The organism is Achromobacter sp. ACM05 (genome assembly GCF_019218915.1).
Classification (GTDB): Bacteria; Pseudomonadota; Gammaproteobacteria; order Burkholderiales; family Burkholderiaceae_B; genus Achromobacter; species Achromobacter animicus.
This window is the reverse complement of sequence record NZ_JAHUWQ010000001.1, coordinates 1,088,737-1,109,441: the sequence shown is the minus strand read 5'-3', so window position 1 is coordinate 1,109,441 and position 20,705 is coordinate 1,088,737. Positions and strand designations below refer to the sequence as shown.

Here is a 20,705-nt window from a genome sequence, read left to right as displayed (position 1 = left end):
ATCAGTACGAGTTGGGCGTGTCGCCCACCGATTCATGGGTGACCTTGCCGCGCATGACGCGATACACCCAGCCGGTGTAGAGGGTCACGATGGGCAGGAAGATCGCTACGGCGATCACCATGATCCACAGCGTCAGGTGGCTGGACGAACCGTCCCAGATGGTCAGGCCGGCCTTCGGATTGGTCGAGGACGGCATGATGAACGGAAAGAGCGAGAAGCCCACCGTCAGGATCACGCCGGCGATCGATGCCGAGGACGACAGGAATGCCAGCATGTTGGCGCGCACGGTCAGCAGCAGCGCCGCCAGCACCGCGCCCGCCACGCCCAGCGCGGGCGCGATCCACATCCACGGCCACTTCGCGTAATTGGCCATCCAGGCGCCGGTCTGCACCGACACGGTCTTGAGCATCGGATCGGACGGCGCGGACATATCGACCGCGCTGGTGATTGCATGACCCGGCACGCCGCCCGCGACCCAGAAGCCGCCGGCCACGAACAGCACCGCCGTCAGCACCGCGCACAGACGGCCCCAGTTGCGAGCGCGCGAGGACACGGGGTCATCCGTGCGCCAGGCCAGCAGCACCGCGCCGTGCATGGCCAGCATCACCACGCTTAGCACGCCCGCAAGCAGGGCGAACGGCATGAACAGCTGGAAGAAGTGCCCTTCGTAGATCGGGCGCAGCGTCACGGCGTCGAACGTGAACGGCACGCCCAGCACGATGTTGCCCATCGCCACGCCGAACACCAGCGATGCCACGACGCCCGAGAAGCACAGCACGGCGTCCCAGCGATTGCGCCAGCGCGTGCCTTCCATCTTGCTGCGGTACTTGAAGCCCACCGGCCGCAGGATCAGCGCCAGCAGGACCAGCATCATCGCCAGATAAAAGCCGGAGAACGATGCGGCATAGAGCAAGGGCCACGCGGCAAAGATGGCGCCGCCCGCCGTGATGAGCCAGACCTGATTGCCTTCCCAGACCGGTCCCACCACGTTGATGACGATGCGGCGCTCGGCGTCGGTCTTGGCGACCACCGGCAACAGCGCCGCCACGCCCAGGTCAAAGCCGTCCATGACGGCAAAGCCGATGAGCAAGGCGCCCAGCAGCACCCACCACACCACGCGCAGCGTGCCGTAGTCAAAAGGAATTAGGGTATCCATTTGCGTTTCTCCCCTTACGCGCGCACGGCGGCGTGGACGGGATCGGCGGCGGCATCACCCGGCGCCGGCCCGTCGGATTTCGGTCCCGCCTTGATGGCGTGCAGCATGACCTTCACGCCGATGATGAGCAGGATCGTGTACAGCACCAGGAAGATCGACAGGCTGATGACGAGGTCGGTCATGGTCAGACCCGACGCCGCGTAGTACGTGGGCAGCACGCCTTCGATCACCCAGGGCTGGCGGCCGTACTCGGCGACGAACCAGCCGCTTTCGATCGCGACCCACGGCAGCGGCAGGCTCCACAACGCCACCTTGAGCAGCGCCGGACGCTTGTCCAGGCGGCCGCGCGAGGCAAGCCAGAACGCCACGCCGAAGAACAGGATCAGGTACATGCCCACCGCGACCATGATGCGGAACGCCCAGAACAGCGGCGCCACCGTCGGCACGGTATCGATCGCGGCCTGCTTGATGTCCGCCTCGGTGACCTTGCTGACGTCTGGTTGATAGCGCTTGACCAGCAGCGCATAGCCCAGGTCCGGCCAGGTCTTGTCGAACACCATGCGGGCATCGACGTCCTTGGGATTGGCGCGGATCTTCTGCAAGGCCTCATACGCCACGAGGCCGTCGCGGATGCGGTTCTCGGCGCGCAGGATCAGGTCGTTGATGCCCAGCAGCGGCGTGGTCAGCGACCGCGTGCCGATGATGCCCATGACATAGGGAATCTCGATCGCGAAATCGTTGCGGCGCTCGGCCTGGTTCGGGATGGCGAACAGGTTGAACGAAGCAGGCGCTGGCTCGGTGTGCCACATGGACTCCATGGCCGCGATCTTCATCTTCTGGTGTTCGGTGGTGAGGTAGCCGCTTTCGTCGCCCAGCACGACCACCGACAGGGCGCCGGCCAGACCGAAGCTGGCCGCCACCGCCATCGAGCGCTTGGCCAGATCGATATGGCGGCCGCGCAGCAGATACCAGGCGCTGATCGACATGACGAACATGGCGCCCGCCACATAACCGGCGCTGACGGTGTGCACGAACTTGGCTTGTGCGACCGGGTTGAAGATGACCGCGGCGAAGTCGGTCATTTCCATGCGCATCGTGTCCGGATTGAAGACCGCGCCGACCGGGTTCTGCATCCAGCCGTTGGCGATCAGGATCCACAGGGCCGAGAAGTTCGTGCCGAAGGCCACCAGCCAGGTCACGGCCAGGTGGCTGACCTTGGACATGCGGTTCCAGCCGAAGAAGAACAGGCCGACGAAGGTGGCTTCCAGGAAGAACGCCATTAGCCCTTCAAGGGCCAGCGGCGCGCCGAAGACGTCGCCCACGTAGTGGCTGTAGTAGGACCAGTTCATGCCGAACTGGAACTCCATCACCACGCCCGTGGCCACGCCCAGCGCGAAGTTGATGCCGAACAGCGTGCCCCAGAACATCGTCATCTTCTTCCAGATGGCGCGTCCGGTCATGACGTACACGCTTTCCATGATGGCCAGCATGAACGACAGGCCAAGGGTGAGCGGGACAAAGATGAAATGGTAGAGCGCAGTCGCGGCGAACTGGAACCGCGAGAGATTCACGACATCGAGATCAATCATGAGGCTGCTCCCAAGGCGTCGACGCGCTGCGGCAACCGGCATGGTTCCCAGGCCGTCTACCGCGCCATGTTAGGGGCGTTGCATACAACTTCATAGAGGTTTCCTGAAAAATCGGGGCGTGATGGGTCAGCCCTTGCCCCGCAATTTGCCGGCGAATCCCAACACCTTCTGAACCTTGGAACCAAGTTTCATGAGGCTTTGGAGGGTTTCGGGCGGCAGCCGTTGAACCTCATCGAACCACCCCGTGGATAGTTCGATGAGCTCCAGCATTTCGGTCATTCGTTGTTGCGCGTAGGCCTCGTCCGCGCCGGACGGCGACTCCAGCAGCGTGTCGCGCAGGAGCGTGAGGGTGGGATCGACTTCGCGCTTGCGCTTTTCTTCCATGAGGATGCGGAAGATTTCCCAGACGTCCTTGGGAGTCTCGAAGTAGTCGCGGCGGTCGCCCACCTGATGGATCAGCTTGACCAGGCGCCAGGACTGCAGCTCTTTCAGGCCCAGGCTGACGTTCGAGCGCGAAAAGCCCAGGGCTTCGGCGATGTCGTCGGCATTGAGCGGCTGCGGCGCGAGAAAAAGCAGGGCGTAGATCTGGCCGACCGTGCGATTCACGCCCCAGCGGCTGCCCATTTCACCGAAGTGCAGGACAAAACGTTCAATTTGGGGGGAAAGCGCCATGAGGATCAGCCGGTAACACAACGACCCGCTGCACGACATATGCAGTTACGTTGATTTCAGAAATTTCTGAAATTATCGAACAAACGATGAGAAAGCGCAAACCACACTTGCCGCAGGGGCAAGGGCGCAAACCCACGTCATTCAGAGGACGCGCAGGGAAAATTAGCCGCCGAACGTGACAGCCATACAACACATGGCGGGCGGCGCCGGACAACAAAAAAGCCACCGGCCGGGTGGCGGGTGGCTTTCTTCGGGGGAAAAAGCGGCGGGAACGGCGGGCGTTATTCCGTTAGCAACGTTGGGGCGAAGCGGTCAGCCGGCCTTGACGGTCACGGCGGCCGACACGCGCTTGGCCTTGGCGCGGGCGGCGGCAACGTCCTCGGCCACGGCCAGCCCCACGCCCATGCGGCGCTTGACGAAGGATTCGGGCTTGCCGAAGAGTCGGATGTCCGTGCCGGGCTCGGCCAGCGCCTCGGCCACGCCGTGGAAAGTCACGGCCTTGGCTTCCACGCCGCCATAGATGACGCTGCTGGCGCCCGGCTGGCGCAGGCTGGGGTCGACAGGCAGCCCCAGGAGCGCGCGGGCGTGCAGTTCGAATTCGTTCTGCACCTGGGTGATCATGGTGACCATGCCGGTGTCGTGCGGACGCGGACTGACCTCGGAGAACCAGACCTGGTCGCCGGCCACGAAGAGCTCGACGCCGAAGATGCCCAGCCCGCCCAGTTCGGACGTGACGGCCAGTGCGATGTCGCGAGCGCGCTGCAGTGCTGCGGGCGACATGGGGTGCGGCTGCCAGCTTTCGACGTAGTCGCCGTCGACCTGCTTGTGGCCGATGGGCTCGCAGTACCGGGTCTCGACCTGGCCGTCGGCGCCGCGGGCACGCACGGTCAGAAGCGTGATTTCGTAGTCGAAGCGGATGAACCCCTCGACGATGGCGCGGCCGCCCCCGACCCGGCCCCCTTCCTGGGCATAGCGCCAGGAGGAAGCGACATCGTCGGCGCTCTTGATGACCGACTGGCCCTTGCCCGAGGACGACATGACCGGCTTGATGACGCACGGATAGCCGATGCCGCCGTCGATGGCCTGGCGCAGTTCTTCCTCGGTGTCGACGAAGCTGTACGGCGAGGTGGGCAAACCCAGAATCTCGGCCGCCAGGCGGCGGATACCCTCGCGATTCATGGTGAGCTGGGCCGCGCGGGCCGTCGGGGTAACCCGCGCCACGCCGGCCGCTTCCAGTTCCACCAGCAGGCTGGTGGCAATGGCCTCGATTTCGGGGACAATAACGTGCGGCTGCTCCTGCTCGATGACCTGCCGCAGGGCTTGCGGGTCTGTCATCGAGACCACATGCGCCCGGTGCGCCACCTGATGGCCCGGGGCGTCCGCATACCGATCCACCGCAATGACTTCGACGCCCAGACGCTGCAGGGCGATGATGACCTCTTTGCCCAGCTCACCGGAACCCAGCAGCATGACGCGGGTGGCCAAGGGGGACAGTGGCGTGCCAAGGACGGGACTGGAAATGCTGGACATGGAGCGGGCCTGGAAGGAAAGTTTGAAAGCCGTTGAAAGACTCGCCAGCATGCCATACGCCCCTGCGCGGGGCAAACTAGCATACTGCGATTAAAATCCGCCCATGACCGACCATCCCACCTCATCGTCCGGCACCGCGCTGGCATCCGCGCGCAGAACGCTACAGATCGAAAGCCAGGGCCTGCTGGACCTGTCCGCCCGGCTGGATGACAGCTTCACGCGGGTCGTCGACCTGCTGCTTGCCTGCCGCGGCCGGGTAGTGGTCAGCGGCATCGGAAAAACGGGACATATTGCCCGCAAGATCGCCGCGACGCTGGCCTCGACCGGCACGCCTGCCTTCTTCGTGCATGCCGCCGAGGCCGTCCATGGCGACCTGGGCATGATCACCCGCGACGACGTCCTCATCGCCATCTCCTATTCGGGCTCGGGCGAAGAACTGCTGACCATCCTCCCCGTGGTGCGCCGCATGGGCGCCGGCCTGGTGGCGATCACCGGCAACCCGCAATCCAAACTGGCCCGCCAGGCCGACATCCACCTGGATGCCAGCGTGGCGCAAGAGGCCTGCCCGCTGAACCTGGCGCCCACCGCCAGCACCACGGCCGCGCTGGCACTGGGCGACGCCCTGGCCGTCGCCTGCCTGGAAGCGCGCGGATTCGGGCCGCAGGATTTTGCCCGCTCGCATCCGGGCGGCGCGCTGGGCCGCCGGCTGCTCACCCATGTGCGCGACGTCATGCGCGAGGGAACGGCCCTGCCCATCGTCACGGCGGGCACCTCGGTGTCGCAGGCCCTGGAGGTCATGTCGGCCAAGGGCATGGGCATGACGGTCGTGACCGACGCGCAGCACCGCCCGCTGGGCATCTTTACCGACGGCGACTTGCGCCGTCTCATCGCGCGGCACGGCGACATCCGCAGCCTGACCGTCGAGGCCGGAATGACGCGATCGCCGCGCAGCATCAACCCCGAGGCGCTGGCCGTCGAGGCCGCCCGGCAGATGGACGAACAACGGCTCAATCACATGCTGGTGATGGACAATGACGGCGCGCTGGTCGGCGCATTGCACATGCACGATCTGATGGCCGCTAAAGTGGTATGACTATGAACCTCTCTGCTTCCCTGAATCACCCGGCCGAAGCGCTGGTGCTTGCCCGTATCCCCGCCATCGTGCGCGAACGCGCCGCGGCTGTGCGCCTGATGGTCTTTGACGTGGACGGCGTGCTGACCGACGGCAGCCTCTATTACGGCGAAGGCGGCGAACTGCAAAAGCGCTTCCACGCGCTGGACGGCCACGGGCTGCGGCTGCTGATGGAAGGCGGACTGAAAGTCGCGCTGATCACGGGCCGTTCCGGCCCCATCGTCGCGCGCCGCGCGGCCGAACTCGGTATCGCCGAAGTCATCCAGGGCGTACGCGACAAGGGCGCCGCCCTGACCGAACTTGCGCAGCGCTGCGGTGTCCAACTGAATCAAACCGGCTACATGGGCGATGACATCATCGACCTGCCGGCCTTGCAGCGCGCGGGCTTTGCCGCCAGCGTGCCCAACGCCCCCGGCTACGTCAGCCAGGCCGCGCATTGGGTTTCGACCCTGCCCGGCGGAAGCGGGGCCGTGCGCGAATGCTGCGATCTCCTGTTGGCCTCGCAAGGCCGCCTGGGCGCCTTCCTGGCTGCGCCGGGCCTGCTTGGCCCCGGGGCAATCCAGTGATTCCGCCCGTAACGAATACGCCCTCGCGGCGCACCCGATGAAAGAACGCTTTCCCTCACTGATCGCGCTGTTCCTGCTGCTGGTGCTGGTCACCAGTTCTTGGTGGGCGGCCGATTACGCGCAACGCGCCATCCAGGTGGACCCGCCGCGCCGCGTCACCCATGAAATGGACGCGTGGTCGCGCAATTTCGTGATGTTGCGCACAGATCCCACGGGCAAGCCCATCAACCGCCTGGAAGGCGAGTACATGGAACACTTCCCCGACGACGACTCGTATCACGTCACGGCGCCCCGCGCCGTGGGCCAGCGCGAGACCAATCCGATCACGGTGGCGGTGTCCAAGACGGCCGTGATGGAACAAGGCGGCAAGCGCATCGTCATGCAGGGCGATGCCCATGTGCTGCGGCAGCCGGACCCCGAGAACGACATGCTGGACGTGCGCAGCCAGCAGCTCATCATCCTGCCCGATGAAGACGTGGTCTTCACCGACCTGCCTGCCACGGTCCTCAAGGGCCGCTCGCGCATGCAGGGCACGGGCATGCACTACAACAACAAGACTCGCCAATTGCAGGTTTCGGCATCGACCGACGTGGAAATTGCCGGTTCGGAAGGCAGACAGCAACGCCGCACCGAAATTCCAGCCAACAACACTGACCAGAAAAAACCATGACCGACCTTCGGACCCTCCTCGCCCCGACGACCCGCCTGATGGGCGCCGTGCTGTTGACGGCCTGCGCGCTTGCGCCGGCCCACGCGGCGGAACCGAAAGCGGCCGCGCCGGCCGAAGAGCCCAGCACGCTGATCCTGTCGGACACGCTGCACTACGACGACGTGAAGAAGCAAAGCGTGTTCACCGGCAACGTCAACATGACGCGCGGCCTGATGACGCTGACCTCCGACACCTTGCAGATGAACGAGGATGCCAAGGGCAACCAGTACGGTACGGCCACGGCCAACAAGGGCAAGGTCGTCACCATCCGCCAGGAACGCCCCGAAAACTTCGAACTCATCGAAGGCAAGGGCCTGCGCGCCGAATACGACGGCACCAATAGCACGTTCGACCTGATCGGCCAGGCCATCGTGACCCGCTACGTCTGTGGGAAACCGTTCGATACCATTCGCGGCGACCGGGTACGCTACAACGAGAAGTCCGGCACTTACGAAGCGCAAGGCGGCCCGAACTCCGCCGCAGCCGGTGGACGCGTGCGTTCCTTGGCCGAACCGCGCGCCAAGCTGGACGCCGCCGTCGCCGAATGCCGCAAGCAGCAGGCAGCCAAGAAAGGGCGCTGAAGCGCTTCTCCCGCAACACCAATCGCAGCCACGATGAATCAACCTTCAGTGCCGACCCCCGTGACCTCCGCCCCTTCGGGCGTCAAGCAGGGCAGCCTGCGCGCAACCGGACTGCGCAAGACCTACAACGGCCGCACCGTCGTGCAGGACGTGTCCCTGTCAGTGGTCAGCGGCGAAGTCGTCGGCCTGCTGGGCCCCAATGGCGCAGGCAAGACCACCAGCTTCTACATGATCGTCGGCCTGGTGCCGGCGGACGCCGGTCGCATTCAAATCGACGGCTCCGTCATCACCGCGATGCCCATCCACAAGCGCGCGCGTATGGGCCTGTCGTACCTGCCGCAGGACGCCTCCGTGTTCCGCCGCCTGACGGTGGAGCAGAACATCCGCGCGGTGCTTGAACTGCAAGTGGGTGCGGATGGCCGTCCGCTGTCGACCCCCAAGATCAACGAACAGATGGAATCGCTGCTCGAAGAACTGCAGATCGGGCACATCCGCAGCAACGCCGCCATCTCGCTGTCGGGCGGTGAACGCCGCCGCGTGGAAATCGCACGCGCGCTGGCCACCAGTCCGCGTTTCATCCTGCTGGACGAACCGTTCGCCGGCGTGGATCCCATTGCGGTCATCGAAATCCAGCGCATCGTGCGCTTCCTGAAGGGCCGGGGGATCGGCGTGCTGATCACCGACCACAACGTGCGGGAAACCCTGGGCATCTGCGACCGCGCCTACATCATCAGCGAAGGCAAGGTGCTGACCGACGGCCACCCCGACGAAATCGTGGGCGACCCCGCTGTTCGCCGGGTGTACCTGGGCGAACACTTCCGTATGTAACCACTGCCTGAAAGACCCCGTAACGCATAAAAATAGACCGCCATACGCCCTCGGGCTCAGCCATAAAAATGCCATGAAGTTGCGGTAGGTCAGCTTGTTTTATCGGCCCGAGTCTATACACTAGAGCTAAACGAACCCTGCTTATTGAAGGAGAACGCCTACGACCCCACCGCGCCTTTTGCGCAATTTTTTCCTCTTTTAGAAGGAGAGCACACTATGAACCTGAGCATCTGCGGTCGTCACCTCGACGTCACCCCGGCCATCCGGGAATATGTCATGAACAAATTGGCGCGAGTGCTGCGGCATTTCGATCACGTCATCGATACCCAGGTCATGCTCTCAGTAGAGCCCCTGCGGCATAGAGCCGAAATCACCATGCGTCTGAGCGGCAAGGACATTCATTGTGAAGCAACCGATGAAAACCTCTATGCAGCCATAGACCTTCTTGCTGACAAAGTCGACCGTCAGGTCATCAAGCACAAGGACAAGGTAAGGAGTCATTCAGCAGAGTCCGTGAAGCGGCAAGCGGCGACACTCTCGCCACCCCAGCAGTAACGCGCTTCATGACCGCTCACCTGAGCGACTAGCAGTACAGCGATCCCCGGATCCTGCCTAAGTCCCGGTGTCCCGCTAGACCTTGCGTCCAGCCGGGGCATCGGCAAACTCCCCTCCTGCACTACCCAATCCCTCTTGTTTCATCCGCTGCCGCCTGACGGCCTCTTCGCGTTTTCCCTGGCTTTGTCCGATACGTGCCTCTGCGGGAACCCTCCGAGGCCCAGGAATGTCCACAAGGTATCGCGATCAGACTATGCTGTCGCTCTTGTGGTCCCGCTGGCATCTCGGTCTTCCGAGGCCCGGGTCGGTTGATTGTTGCAGTGCGTCATATAACCCTATAATGCCCCGATGAATCATTTGTCGCGCATCCTCCCCGCCGGCAACGTCGTGCTCGATATGCTCGCCACGAGCAAGAAACGTGCGTTCGAACAGGCCGGTCTGCTTTTTGAAAACAACAACGGCTTGGCACGCGCCCTCGTGTTCGACAGCCTTTTTGCCCGCGAGCGCCTGGGGTCCACTGCCCTGGGTCAGGGCGTGGCCGTACCGCATGGCCGTGTGAAGGGTCTGGAGCAGGCACTGGCGGCGTTCATCCGCCTTGCCCAGCCCATCACCTTCGACGCGCCCGACGGACAGCCCGTGTCGATGCTGCTGTGCCTGCTGGTGCCTGAAAACGCCACGCAGCAGCACCTGGACATCCTGGCCGAACTTGCCCAGCTGATGTCCAACAAGGCATTGCGCGAGGCCCTGGCCACCGAGCCCGATCCGGCCATCGTCCACAAAATGCTCACGACCGGCCAACTCTGATCCCACGCGGAATCGCTGCCATGCTCACGGTGCAGGAACTCGTCGACGACAACGCCGACAAAATCCCCTTTAACTGGATCTCGGGCCAGGGCGCCGCAGACCGCGCGATTCCCGACGACGGCATGGCAGCCGCCGACCTCGTCGGCCACTTGAACCTGATCCACCCGTCGCGCATCCAGGTGTTCGGCCAGGAAGAGCTGGCGTACTACACGCGATTCGACCTGCGCCGCCGCATGCATCACATGGACGAGCTGCTGATCGGCGGCGTGCCGGCGATTCTGCTGGCCGATGGCCTGACGCCGCCGCAAGATCTGGTCGACCAGTGCGACCAGCACCAGGTGCCGCTGCTGTCCACGCCGGTGGCCGCCGCGCAGCTCATCGACCTGTTGCGCATCTATCTCGGCAAGAAGCTCGCGCCCACCACCACGGTGCACGGCGTGTTCCTCGACGTGCTGGGACTGGGCGTGCTGATCACCGGCGAATCGGGTCTGGGCAAGAGCGAACTGGCCCTTGAACTGATTTCGCGCGGCCACGGGCTGGTCGCCGATGACGCGGTCGAGTTCTCGCGCACCGCGCCCAACATGATCGAAGGCCACTGTCCGCAACTGCTGCAGAACCTGCTCGAAGTCCGCGGCCTGGGCCTGCTCGACATCCGCACGATCTTTGGCGAAACGTCGGTGCGCCGCAAGATGCGGCTCAAGCTCATCGTGCACCTGGTGCGCGCCACGGCGCAGGACAAGTTCGAGCGCCTGCCGCTGCAGGACATCACCCAGGACATGCTGGGACTGCCCGTGCGCAAGGTGATGCTGCAAGTGGCCGCGGGCCGCAACCTGGCCGTGCTGGTCGAGGCGGCGGTGCGCAACACTATCCTCAAACTGCGCGGCATCGACACGCTGGGCGAGTTCATGGAACGCCAGGCCATGGCGATCCTCCAAAGCAGCAAATGAGCCCGCAACGTCGCCCTGCGGCATCGTGAGCCTTTACGAAACCCTGGCCGACGAGATCGCCGCGTCGATTGCAAGCGGCGTCCTGCGTGCCGGCGACAAGCTGCCTTCGGTGCGCGACGCGTGCGCCGCGCGCAGCGTCAGCCCTTCCACCGTCTTCCAAGCCTATTACCTGCTAGAAGCGCGCGGCCTGATTCGCGCGCAGCCGCGCTCGGGCTACTACGTCAACGCCCCCGCCGAATCGCTGCCGCCCGAACCGGGCACCTCGTGTCCCGACGGCGAGTCCACCGAACTGGCGATCAGCGAGCGGATATTCGACATCCTCGGCTCGGTGCGCAACCGTGACGTTACGCCGCTCGGTTCGGCCTTCCCCTCTCCGCTTCTGTTTCCGTTGCCGCGATTGGCGCAGGCCATGGCCGCGCATCTGAAGCGCCAGGATCCGCGCGACACCGTCGAAGACCTGGCGCCCGGCAATCCGCGCCTGCGCCGGCAGATCGCGCTGCGCTACCTGATCGGCGGCATCAACCTGCCTGCCACCGATATCGTCGTCACCAACGGCGCCCTGGAGGCGTTGAACCTCTGTCTGCAAGCGGTCACGCAGCCGGGCGACACCGTCATGGTCGAGGCGCCCACCTTTTACGGTGCGCTGCAGGCGCTGGAACGACTTGGCTTGAAAGCGCTGGAAGTCCCTACCCATCCGCGCACGGGCATCGACCTGGACGCGATGCAGGCTGCCATCCTGCGTCACGCACCGCGCGCCTGCTGGCTGATGACGCAATTCCAGAATCCGCTGGGCTGCCTGATGCCCGACGACCGAAAGCGGCAACTGGTCGAACTGCTTGCGCGGCACGACATTCCGCTGATCGAAGACGACGTCTATGGCGAGCTGTACTTCGGCACGACGCGGCCCGTGCCCGCAAAGGCGTACGACACGCGCGGACTGGTGCTGCATTGCTCGTCGTTTTCGAAATGCCTGGCGCCCGGCTATCGCATCGGGTGGGCCAGCGCCGGACGCTATGCCCAGCAGGTGCAGCGCCTGAAATTGTCATCGACACTGTCGGCATCGGGCCCCGCGCAAGGCGCGATTGCCGAATACCTGGAGCAAGGCGGCTACGACCGCCACCTGCGTCGCCTGCGCCAGACCTTGCAGGCGCAGCAGGAGCGCATGGCCGACGCCATCGCACAGGCCTTTCCCGCCGGCACGCGCGTGACGCGGCCACAGGGCGGATTCTTCCTGTGGCTGGAACTGCCCGCCGCCGTGGATGCGTTGTCGCTGCACCGCCAGGCGCTGGCGCGCGGCATTAGCGTGGCGCCTGGCCCGATCTTCTCGGCCAGCGGCCAGTTTGGAAGCGCGCTGCGTCTGAACTACGGACATCCCTGGGAAGCCGGCATCGAGACCGCGATCCGCACGCTGGGCGATCTGGCGCACGAAGCCTGCCGCGCGGCGACCGCCGCACGCTAGCGCGCCTGTCCGGCCGCGCGCGGGACATCCGCCCGCGGCCTTCATCAGCGCTAATTCAACGTCGACGACGCCCGCGCGCGCTTGACCTCCAGCGCGCTGACCCCGCCCGCCTCGTTGCCCCAGCTATTGCGGATGTACGTCACGAGCATCGCAATGTCGTTGTCGTTCAGCACCTGGCCAAATGGCGGCATGCCGTGAGGACGCGGGTTTGCTGCAGTGGCGGGCGCGTACCCGCCGTCCAGCACCATGCGGATGGCATTGACGGGCGACGGCGCAGTCACCGTCGGATTGCCGGCCAGCGCGGGCCACGCCGTGCCGCTGCCCTTGCCGTCCGCCTGGTGGCATTGCGCGCATTGCTGGCTGTACAGCTTGCCGCCCAGCTCCATGGCCGCAGGCGCGGGCGCGGCGGCACGCGCATCGGTTGCGGGCGGCGTGGCGGGCAGCGACTTCAGATACACGCCGATGGCCAGCGCGTCATCCTCTGTCAGGTGCTGCGTGCTGCCCAGCACGACTTCCGCCATCGGCCCGCTGACCGTCGAATGCGCCGCAATGCCGGTCTTGAGCAGCGTGGCGATGTCCTGCGCCGACCAGCGCCCCATGCCGGTCTGCATGTCGTTCGTCAGCGGCGGCGCGTACCAGTCCAGCACGGGAATCACGCCACCGGCCAGCGCGTCGCCGCTGCGCGTGGCGCCCAGGCTGTTGCGCGGTGTGTGGCAGGCCGCGCAATGGCCCAGCCCTTCGACCAGATAGCGGCCGCGATTCCATTGGACCGATTGACCGGGATCGGCGTCTTGCACTCCCGGCTTGAAATACAACGCGCGCCATGCCGCCAGCAGCATCCGCTGGTCGTACGGAAAGGCCATCTCGGGCGGTCGGTTGGCCTGCCTGACGGGCGAAATGCTGCGCAGATAGGCATACAGCGCATCCGAATCGCTGCGCGTGACGCGCGTGTATTCGGTGTAGGGGAACGCCGGATACAGCAGCGTGCCGTCCTTCGATTTGCCGTTGTGCAGCGCCTGCCAGAAGTCGTCGGCCGTCCACGCGCCGATGCCGGTCTCCGCGTCGGGCGTGATGTTCGGGCCGTACACCGTGCCGAACGGCGTAGGCACAGGCGTGCCGCCGGCAAACGCCTTGCCCCCTCGGCTGGTGTGGCAGGCCATGCAGTTGCCAGCCAGCGCCAGGTAGCGGCCACGCTCGATCTGCGCCGCGCCGTCGGCCGCCGCCACGGCGGGGCCGGTGCTGGCATCGTCACGCGTGCCGAGCCAATACAACGTGCCTGCGGCCACCACGACCACCAGCAGCAGAACAACCAGGATTCTTTTCATCAGCGTCATTCGCGGCCCCGTTCAGCGTTGCGTCTGGCTGCCGCATTCCGCGGGGAGCCGGACCGAATTCGCGGCGTCGGGCACGTAGGGCTCGACGACGGGCTGCGACGACAGCCACGCCGCCAGGGCGCCGATGTCGTTGGGGGTGAGCTTGTTGGAGATGTCGGCCATGCAATCCGGCGCGGCAGCGCGGCGCAGGCCGTTCTTCCAGCCGCCGATCTGCGCGCCGATGTAGTCGCGCGGCAGACCCAGCAGGCCGGGGATCGCGGGCAGCATGCCGGACAGGGCCGCGCCGTGACAGGACGCACAGGCCGGCAGACCGCGCGCCGCATCGCCCTCCTTGGCAAGCCGGCGACCGGCCTCCAGCGTGGCGGCGGACACGTCCGCGCGAACGGGCGCCGGATACGGCACGTGCTGCTCGGAAAAATACGCGGCCATCTCGCGCAGGTAGTCGTCGGGCAAGCCGGCCAGCAGGTGCGTCATGGGCCGGTACTGCCGCCGCCCGTCGCGAAAGTTCAGAAGCTGGTGATAGAGGTAGTCCTGCGGCTTGCCGGCCAGCCGCGGATAGTAGCCGTCGGCGCCCGCCCTGCCCTGTGCGCCGTGACAGGCGGTACAGGCCGCGACCCGGGCCGCCATGGTGTCGGGCTGCAGCGTAGGCGGCGCCGTCTGCTGCGCCAGCGTCGGCGCGGACATAAACACAACAGCCGCAGCCGCCAAAGCGCTGCGGAAGGCCCAAAACCGCGGCAGTGAAACACTACAAGAGGAAATGAGGGCTAACATCTAGGTCAAATTCCAACCCCCCGAATCGTGATGGCGGGGCGCGTAAAAGTGGAACTGCGATGGAACTGCGGCGTCTGCGGCCCCTAGCTTACGTCAGGGCATGCAGCGGGGAACAGGCGCAGATCCTGAGTTTATGGCCATATCAGATGCTATCCCGCCGGCATCGTCCTGGAAAAGCGTGCCACAATCATGTCCATGTTGAAAGTCGTCCTCGTCACCGGCATTTCCGGTTCCGGCAAATCCGTCGCGCTGCGCATGCTCGAGGACGCGAGCTACACCTGTGTCGACAATCTTCCCGTCCGTTTCCTGACCGAGTTCATTGCGCAGGCGCGCGATGACGGCATGGAACGCGTCGCCGTCGCAATCGACGTGCGCTCACCGGGTGAACTGGCCGAGCTGCCCGACGTGGTCACCGCGCTGCGCGCCATGGGCACCAGCCTGCGCGTGGTCTTCCTGGATGCCAATACGGCCACCCTGGTACAGCGCTATTCCGAATCGCGCCGCCGCCATCCGCTGACCGACCGCCTGCAACGCGGCGGCACGGCGCCGTCGCTGACCGAATGCATTGCGCTGGAAAGAGAGCTGCTGGCGCCGCTGCGCGAGCAGGAGCACGTCATCGACACGTCAGAGCTGACGCCCGGCCAGCTTCGTGCCTGGATCCGCGACCTGATCAAGGCGGACCGCGCGCCGCTGGTGCTGACGTTCGAATCCTTCGCCTACAAGCGCGGCGTACCGGGCGACGCGGACCTGGTGTTCGACGTGCGCTGCTTGCCCAATCCCCATTACGACCGCAACCTGCGTCCGCTGACCGGCCGCGACGAACCCGTGGCCACGTGGCTCGCCGGGTACGAGCAGGTCGGCCTGATGATCGACGACATCGCGGGCTTCCTGAAACGCTGGCTGCCGCTGTACACGCAGGACACCCGCAACTATCTGACCGTGGCCATCGGCTGCACCGGCGGCCAGCACCGCTCGGTGTATGTCGTGGAGCAACTGGCGCTGCGCTTTGCCGACCACGACCCGCTGCTGGTGCGCCACCGCACGCAACTGCCCGACGAAACCGCATGACGCTTTCCCGCCCGCTACATTTCCTTTTCATGCTGCTGCTGGCGATCGCCCTGGCAGGCTGCTCCACCAGCGGCGGACGCAAGAAGGGCGGCTACTACAAGGACGACGGGCCGGACGCCAATCCGCCGTCGAACCTGGACCAGATCCCCGATGCGGTGCCCAAGCTGGAACCTTACGCCAGCGGCGCGAACCGGCCTTACGTCGTGTTCGGCCAGCGCTACGTACCCGACACCAGCGGCCAGGCCTACAAGAAGCGCGGCATCGCCTCGTGGTACGGCAAGAAATTCCATGGCAACTCCACGTCGATCGGCGAGACCTACGACATGTATGCCATGACCGCCGCGCACACGACGCTGCCGATCCCCAGCTACGCGCGGGTGACCAGCATGGTCAACGGCAAGACGATCATCGTGCGGGTGAACGACCGCGGCCCCTTCCATAGCGACCGCATCATGGACTTGTCCTACGTCGCGGCCTACAAGCTGGGCATCATCGGCCCGGGCAGCGGACAAGTGGTCGTGGAAGCCATCCAGCCCGAAGAGATCCGTCGTCTGGCCTCGCAAGGCGCGCCTGCGGCCCCCGCGCCGGAACCGGAATCGGCCACGGGCTCCACGCCGGTCATGGCGCCGGTGACGTCCACCCCCGTGGCTCTCGCGCCCGAGCCCCTGGCGCCTGCCGCGCCCAGCCCCGCCCCGATGCGTCCGGCTGTCGGCGCCGCCACGGGCAGCGTCTACCTGCAGGTGGGCGCGTTCAGCCAGCCCGGCAATGCGCAGTCGCTGGTCAGCCGCATCAATACGCAGCTCGGCGCCGAAGGCGCGCCGCCGGCGTCGGTGGAACAGGCCAATAATCTGTACCGCGTGCGGATCGGTCCATATCCCGATCGCCAAAGCGCGCTCAATGCCGTGCCGCTGGTGTCCGACCGGATCGGCATCCTGCCGACGATCGCGTCGCAGTAAGCGGAACGACGGCTACCAGGGCAGCTCTGCCTGCCCGTCGCACACCCGGCGCGCGTGCGCGCTGCGGCTCACATAGCGGTTGCCTTCATGCGCCAGCAGCGCCTGCTTGCGCGGCAATCCGCCGCCGAAGCCCGTCAGCGAGGTGTCCGCGCCGATCACGCGGTGACACGGAATGATGATGCTGATGGGATTGCGGCCGACCGCGCCGCCGACTGCCTGCGCGCCCTTGGGCCGGTTCACCGTGCGGGCCAGTTCGCCGTAGCTGGTGAGCGTGCCGAATTCCAGCGCGCACAACGCATGCCAGACCTGGTGCTGAAAGGTTGTCCCCACCGGGTCGAGCGTCACGTCGAACAGGCGGCGCTCGCCGGCAAACCATTCGTCAAGTTCGCGCCGCGCCTGCTCCAGGAACGGATCGCTATCGGTCAGCGTCCATCCATCCGGCGGCGGCAGCAGCGCCTGATCGGTGAACCACGCGCCGCGCAATCCCTTCGGGCTGGCCACCAGGCGCAGATCACCGAGCGGCGTGGGCATGTCGCGATAGGTCAGCCGCTCTTGCGGGTCGGCAGGCTTGTTGGACACGACGGTCGAATACACCATGGCTTACTCCTGCCCCTTCTTGCGGGTCAGGGCCCGGTTGTAGAGCACGTCGCGCGGCTGGCCGGTGACCTTGGCCGCGACCCGCGCGGCGTCGCGCACGGACAGCGACTCCAGCAAGGCGTCCAGCAGAACGTCGTGGGCGGGATCGACGTCTTCAGACTCAGGCGCGTCCGCCTCGGCATGGACGATCAGCACGAACTCGCCCTGCTCGCGATGCGCATCGGCGGCCAGCCATGCCGCGGCCTCGCCCAGCTTGACGGTGCCGATCTCTTCGAAGCGTTTGGTCAGTTCGCGCGCGACGGTCAGTTCACGTTCCGGACCGCAGACCTCGAGCAGGTCCGCAACGGTGGCCGCCAGCCGGTGCGGCGATTCGAACATAACGACGGGCGCGGGCAACGCGCACCATTGGCGCAGCCAGCGCTGCCGGGCCACCGCCTTGGACGGCGCAAAGCCCGCGAAGGCGTAGGCAGGATTCTCGTCCGTGGTGACGCCGCTGCCCATCAGGGCGGCGATCACGGCGCTGGGGCCGGGTACAGGCACCACCGCATAGCCCGCGGCGCGCACGGCGCGGACCACGCGGGCGCCGGGGTCGCTGACCGCGGGCGCGCCGGCATCGGACACCAAGGCCACGCGCTGGCCTTGCGCCAGTCGCTCGCAAATGGCTTGCGCCGCGGCGGCCTCGTTGTGGCGATGCGCCGCCATGAGCGGCGTGCTGACGCCCCAGGCATCCAGCAGCGTGCGGCTGGCGCGCGTGTCCTCGGCAGCGATCACATCAGCCCGTTGCAGGGCGTGCCAGGCGCGCAGGCCCAGATCGCCAAGATTGCCGATGGGCGTGGCCACGACATACAGCGTCGAGGCGGGCCAATGCTGGCCCGCCACGCGTTCCGACACGCGGGACCAGGCATCGCCGGCAATGGGAGGTGAGACGTTTTGATTCATTGCTGCCTGCTGACACGAAAAACCATGTCAGTGTAGCCGCCTATGCCCGCTGCTTTCGGAATCCCATGACGGACGACACCCTGCGCCTGGCCTGCGAACTTGCCCTGGCGGCACGCCGCCGCGCCGCAAAACGCCGGCGGCGCACCGGGCGCACGCCTGCCGATCGCCCGCCCCCGCGCCGCTCGCCCACCCAGCGGCGCGGCGACCATCATGAAGCGGCGGCGTTGCGCCTGCTGGCGGCACACGGTCTGACGCTGCTGGCGCGCAATTTGGCCTGCCGCGCCGGGGAAATCGACCTCGTCATGCGCGAGGGCGACACGCTGGTCTTCGTCGAGGTCCGGGCGCGCGCCGCCAGCCGCTTCGGCGGCGCCGCCGCCAGCATCGGCCCCGAAAAACAGACGCGCCTTGCCCGCGCGGCGGCGTATTGGCTGCCCGAACTGGCCCGCCGGCACTGGGGCGGCCTGGTCCCGCCCGCCCGCTTCGACGCCGTGGTTTTCGACAGCGGCGACCCCGCCTGGCTGCGCGGCGCATTCTGGCTGCCATGACCCGGCAAGTCTGGCGTGACATCCCCCCTCGCCCACGATGCGCATGGACGGAACCGCGGCCCTGCCCCGTGAGATAATCGCGCCCATGGATATGACCTCTCGTATGACGTCGCACTTTCGCGACGCCATGGCCGCTCACGAACAAAGCATGAACGTCCTGGCCGAACCGCTGGCCGTGGCCGTGGACGTGCTGTTCGGCGCCCTGGCGAACAACGGCAAGATTCTGGCTTGCGGCAATGGCGGCTCGGCTGCCGACGCGCAGCATTTCATCGCGGAACTGGTGGGCCGCTTCGAACGCGAACGCCTGCCGCTCGCGGGCATTGCGCTCAACACCGACACCTCGATTCTCACGGCAGTCGGCAACGACTACGGCTTTGACGAGATCTATGAGCGGCAGGTCAACGCCTTCGGACAGGCCGGCGACGTGCTCGTGGCCATCTCGACCAGCGGCAATTCGCCCAACGTGGTCCGCGCCATGGAAGCCGCCAGCGCTCGCGAGATGCACGTCCTGGCCCTGACCGGCAAGGGCGGCGGCGTCATGGGGGAACTCATTACCCCGATGGACGTCCATCTATGTGTTCCCAGCGATCGCACCATGCGCATCCAGGAAGTCCATATTCTGCTGCTGCACGCGCTGTGCGACGGCATCGACGCTCTTCTGCTTGGAGACACCGAATGATTCTTGACGTCAGACCCGCAGTCCGCCCGCTGATGCTTGCCGCCGCGCTATCGACCGCGGCGCTTTCGCTGACGGCCTGCGCGCCCTTGATCGTGGGCGGCGCCGCCGCCACCACGGCGGTCGTGGTCACCGACCGCCGCACGTCCGGCGTCCAGCTCGAAGACCAGAACATGGCGTTCAAGGCCCAGAGCCAGATCGCCCAGAAGCTGGGCGACACGGCCCGCGTCAACGCCATGGCCTACGGCGGCCACCTGCTGCTGACCGGCGACGTGCCCTCCGAAGAAGCCAAGAACCAGGCCACGGCCATCGCGCAAAGCGTCGAAAACGTGAAGCAGGTCATCAACCAGCTCAACGTCGGCCCCATCGCCTCGTTCGGCCAGCGCTCCAACGACACCTGGCTGACCTCCAAGGTCAAGACCGCGCTGCTCAACACCAAGTACGTACCCTCGGGCACCATCGCGGTCACCACCGATCGCGGCGTCGTCTACCTGATGGGCAAAGTCACCCAGGTCGAAGGCGAATACGCCGCCAATGCCACCGCCGACGTCGGCGGCGTGACCAAAGTCGTCAAGCTCTTTGAAATCATCAGCCGCGAAGAAGCCATCCGTCTGTCTGGCAGCGGCTCCAAACCCGCCACCACCGAAAGCAAGGCCCCCATCGAAACCGGAACCGGTCCGGCCACCGACAACGCGGCTGGCACCGGCGGCACGAGCAGCGGCGTTGAAGCAATGCCCATCAAATGAAAAAAGCCATCGTAGCCCTCGCAGTTCTCGTGGCGGTCGGCATCGGCGCCTGGTTCGCCATGCGCCCGGCCCAGACCGCCCCCGACGTCACCTTCACCACGCTGGAAGGCAAGACCTTCTCCATGCAGGACCTGCGCGGCAAGGTCGTGCTGGTCAAATTCTGGGCAACCAGCTGTGTGACCTGCGTGAAGCAGATGCCCGACACCATCTCCGCCTACAACGAGTATGCGGACAAGGGATATGAAGCCATCGCGGTCGCCATGAACTACGACCCGCCCAACTTCGTGCTCAACTTCGCCGAAACCCGCAAGCTGCCGTTCCCGGTCGCGCTGGACACCAAGGGCGAGATCGCGCGCGCCTTCGGCGACATCCGCCTGACGCCCACGGCGTTCCTCATCGACAAAGAGGGACATATCATCAAGCGGTACCTGGGCGAATACGACAAGGCCGAGTTCCACGCCACCGTCGAAAAGGCCCTGGCCGCCGGCTGATCCGCCGCATCGGCGCCGCCCCAAGGAATCGCCCGCTGCAAGCGGGCGTTTTTT

Annotated in this window: 23 protein-coding genes; 15 read left to right on the top strand and 8 right to left on the bottom strand. The window is 66.0% G+C overall.

Annotated features, from left to right (window positions below):
- Window position 1: 1 nt before the first annotated feature.
- From cydB to purT, 4 genes are all read right to left on the bottom strand, one after another.
- Complete coding sequence (cydB, locus tag KW836_RS05105) at window positions 2-1,156, bottom strand: cytochrome d ubiquinol oxidase subunit II (protein ID WP_218342600.1); 1,155 nt, start codon at window positions 1,154-1,156, stop codon at window positions 2-4.
- Window positions 1,157-1,170: 14 nt separating this feature from the next.
- The gene (locus KW836_RS05100; RefSeq protein WP_218342599.1) at window positions 1,171-2,745 is read right to left on the bottom strand and encodes a cytochrome ubiquinol oxidase subunit I; all 1,575 of its coding nucleotides are present in this window, start codon (window positions 2,743-2,745) and stop codon (window positions 1,171-1,173) included.
- Window positions 2,746-2,871: 126 nt separating this feature from the next.
- Window positions 2,872-3,417, bottom strand: a complete 546-nt coding sequence (locus tag KW836_RS05095; protein ID WP_175122040.1) for a GbsR/MarR family transcriptional regulator — start codon at window positions 3,415-3,417, stop codon at window positions 2,872-2,874.
- A gap of 312 nt (window positions 3,418-3,729) precedes the next feature.
- Complete coding sequence (purT, locus tag KW836_RS05090) at window positions 3,730-4,947, bottom strand: formate-dependent phosphoribosylglycinamide formyltransferase (protein ID WP_218342598.1); 1,218 nt, start codon at window positions 4,945-4,947, stop codon at window positions 3,730-3,732.
- Window positions 4,948-5,050: 103 nt separating this feature from the next.
- Here purT and KW836_RS05085 point away from each other — a divergent pair, with 103 nt between their 5' ends.
- From KW836_RS05085 to KW836_RS05045, 9 genes are all read left to right on the top strand, one after another.
- Window positions 5,051-6,040, top strand: coding sequence for an SIS domain-containing protein (locus tag KW836_RS05085; RefSeq protein WP_218342597.1), 990 nt, complete (start codon window positions 5,051-5,053; stop codon window positions 6,038-6,040).
- Window positions 6,037-6,645 (top strand): HAD family hydrolase, encoded by a 609-nt coding sequence (locus KW836_RS05080; protein WP_191578447.1) that lies wholly within the window; start codon window positions 6,037-6,039, stop codon window positions 6,643-6,645. The genes KW836_RS05085 and KW836_RS05080 overlap by 4 nt, the downstream gene beginning before the upstream one ends.
- A gap of 37 nt (window positions 6,646-6,682) precedes the next feature.
- A complete protein-coding gene (lptC, locus tag KW836_RS05075) occupies window positions 6,683-7,315 on the top strand; it encodes an LPS export ABC transporter periplasmic protein LptC (RefSeq protein ID WP_175122036.1) in 633 nt (210 codons plus the stop codon).
- Window positions 7,312-7,935, top strand: coding sequence for a lipopolysaccharide transport periplasmic protein LptA (lptA, locus tag KW836_RS05070; RefSeq protein ID WP_218342596.1), 624 nt, complete (start codon window positions 7,312-7,314; stop codon window positions 7,933-7,935). The genes lptC and lptA overlap by 4 nt, the downstream gene beginning before the upstream one ends.
- A 33-nt stretch (window positions 7,936-7,968) precedes the next feature.
- A complete protein-coding gene (gene lptB, locus KW836_RS05065; RefSeq protein ID WP_218342595.1) occupies window positions 7,969-8,763 on the top strand; it encodes an LPS export ABC transporter ATP-binding protein in 795 nt (264 codons plus the stop codon).
- A 216-nt stretch (window positions 8,764-8,979) separates the two neighbouring features.
- Window positions 8,980-9,318, top strand: a complete 339-nt coding sequence (hpf, locus tag KW836_RS05060) for a ribosome hibernation-promoting factor, HPF/YfiA family (RefSeq protein ID WP_056319592.1) — start codon at window positions 8,980-8,982, stop codon at window positions 9,316-9,318.
- Between the two features lie 348 nt (window positions 9,319-9,666).
- Window positions 9,667-10,122 (top strand): PTS sugar transporter subunit IIA, encoded by a 456-nt coding sequence (locus KW836_RS05055; protein WP_175122034.1) that lies wholly within the window; start codon window positions 9,667-9,669, stop codon window positions 10,120-10,122.
- A 20-nt stretch (window positions 10,123-10,142) separates the two neighbouring features.
- Window positions 10,143-11,069 (top strand): HPr(Ser) kinase/phosphatase, encoded by a 927-nt coding sequence (gene hprK, locus KW836_RS05050; RefSeq protein WP_006216298.1) that lies wholly within the window; start codon window positions 10,143-10,145, stop codon window positions 11,067-11,069.
- 25 nt (window positions 11,070-11,094) lie between these two features.
- Window positions 11,095-12,528, top strand: coding sequence for a PLP-dependent aminotransferase family protein (locus tag KW836_RS05045; RefSeq protein WP_218342594.1), 1,434 nt, complete (start codon window positions 11,095-11,097; stop codon window positions 12,526-12,528).
- 50 nt (window positions 12,529-12,578) lie between these two features.
- On the opposite strand, the gene KW836_RS05040 is transcribed toward KW836_RS05045, so the two are convergent.
- Window positions 12,579-13,862, bottom strand: a complete 1,284-nt coding sequence (locus KW836_RS05040; RefSeq protein WP_218342593.1) for a cytochrome c — start codon at window positions 13,860-13,862, stop codon at window positions 12,579-12,581.
- A 12-nt stretch (window positions 13,863-13,874) separates the two neighbouring features.
- Entirely contained in the window at window positions 13,875-14,633 is a 759-nt protein-coding gene (locus tag KW836_RS05035) for a c-type cytochrome (RefSeq protein WP_218342592.1), read from the bottom strand.
- A 195-nt stretch (window positions 14,634-14,828) separates the two neighbouring features.
- Between KW836_RS05035 and rapZ the strand changes: the two genes are divergently transcribed.
- Both rapZ and KW836_RS05025 read left to right on the top strand, forming a co-directional pair.
- Complete coding sequence (gene rapZ, locus KW836_RS05030; RefSeq protein ID WP_056566400.1) at window positions 14,829-15,701, top strand: RNase adapter RapZ; 873 nt, start codon at window positions 14,829-14,831, stop codon at window positions 15,699-15,701.
- Window positions 15,698-16,657: a septal ring lytic transglycosylase RlpA family protein gene (locus KW836_RS05025; RefSeq protein ID WP_218342591.1), complete on the top strand. Its 960-nt coding sequence runs from the start codon at window positions 15,698-15,700 to the stop codon at window positions 16,655-16,657. The genes rapZ and KW836_RS05025 overlap by 4 nt, the downstream gene beginning before the upstream one ends.
- A 12-nt stretch (window positions 16,658-16,669) precedes the next feature.
- Here the strand turns inward: KW836_RS05025 and KW836_RS05020 are convergent, their stop codons facing one another.
- Window positions 16,670-17,254: a methylated-DNA--[protein]-cysteine S-methyltransferase gene (locus KW836_RS05020; protein WP_175122029.1), complete on the bottom strand. Its 585-nt coding sequence runs from the start codon at window positions 17,252-17,254 to the stop codon at window positions 16,670-16,672.
- A gap of 3 nt (window positions 17,255-17,257) precedes the next feature.
- Window positions 17,258-18,193 (bottom strand): 16S rRNA (cytidine(1402)-2'-O)-methyltransferase, encoded by a 936-nt coding sequence (rsmI, locus tag KW836_RS05015; RefSeq protein WP_218342590.1) that lies wholly within the window; start codon window positions 18,191-18,193, stop codon window positions 17,258-17,260.
- Window positions 18,194-18,258: 65 nt separating this feature from the next.
- Between rsmI and KW836_RS05010 the strand changes: the two genes are divergently transcribed.
- The 4 genes from KW836_RS05010 to KW836_RS04995 all read left to right on the top strand — a co-directional run bounded on the left by KW836_RS05010 (window position 18,259) and on the right by KW836_RS04995 (window position 20,651).
- A complete protein-coding gene (locus KW836_RS05010) occupies window positions 18,259-18,738 on the top strand; it encodes a YraN family protein (RefSeq protein WP_218342589.1) in 480 nt (159 codons plus the stop codon).
- Between the two features lie 85 nt (window positions 18,739-18,823).
- Complete coding sequence (locus tag KW836_RS05005; RefSeq protein ID WP_175122026.1) at window positions 18,824-19,417, top strand: phosphoheptose isomerase; 594 nt, start codon at window positions 18,824-18,826, stop codon at window positions 19,415-19,417.
- Entirely contained in the window at window positions 19,414-20,160 is a 747-nt protein-coding gene (locus tag KW836_RS05000) for a BON domain-containing protein (protein ID WP_175122025.1), read from the top strand. The genes KW836_RS05005 and KW836_RS05000 overlap by 4 nt, the downstream gene beginning before the upstream one ends.
- The gene (locus KW836_RS04995; protein WP_056560300.1) at window positions 20,157-20,651 is read left to right on the top strand and encodes a peroxiredoxin; all 495 of its coding nucleotides are present in this window, start codon (window positions 20,157-20,159) and stop codon (window positions 20,649-20,651) included. Before KW836_RS05000 ends, KW836_RS04995 begins: the two co-directional genes overlap by 4 nt.
- Window positions 20,652-20,705: the final 54 nt, after the last annotated feature.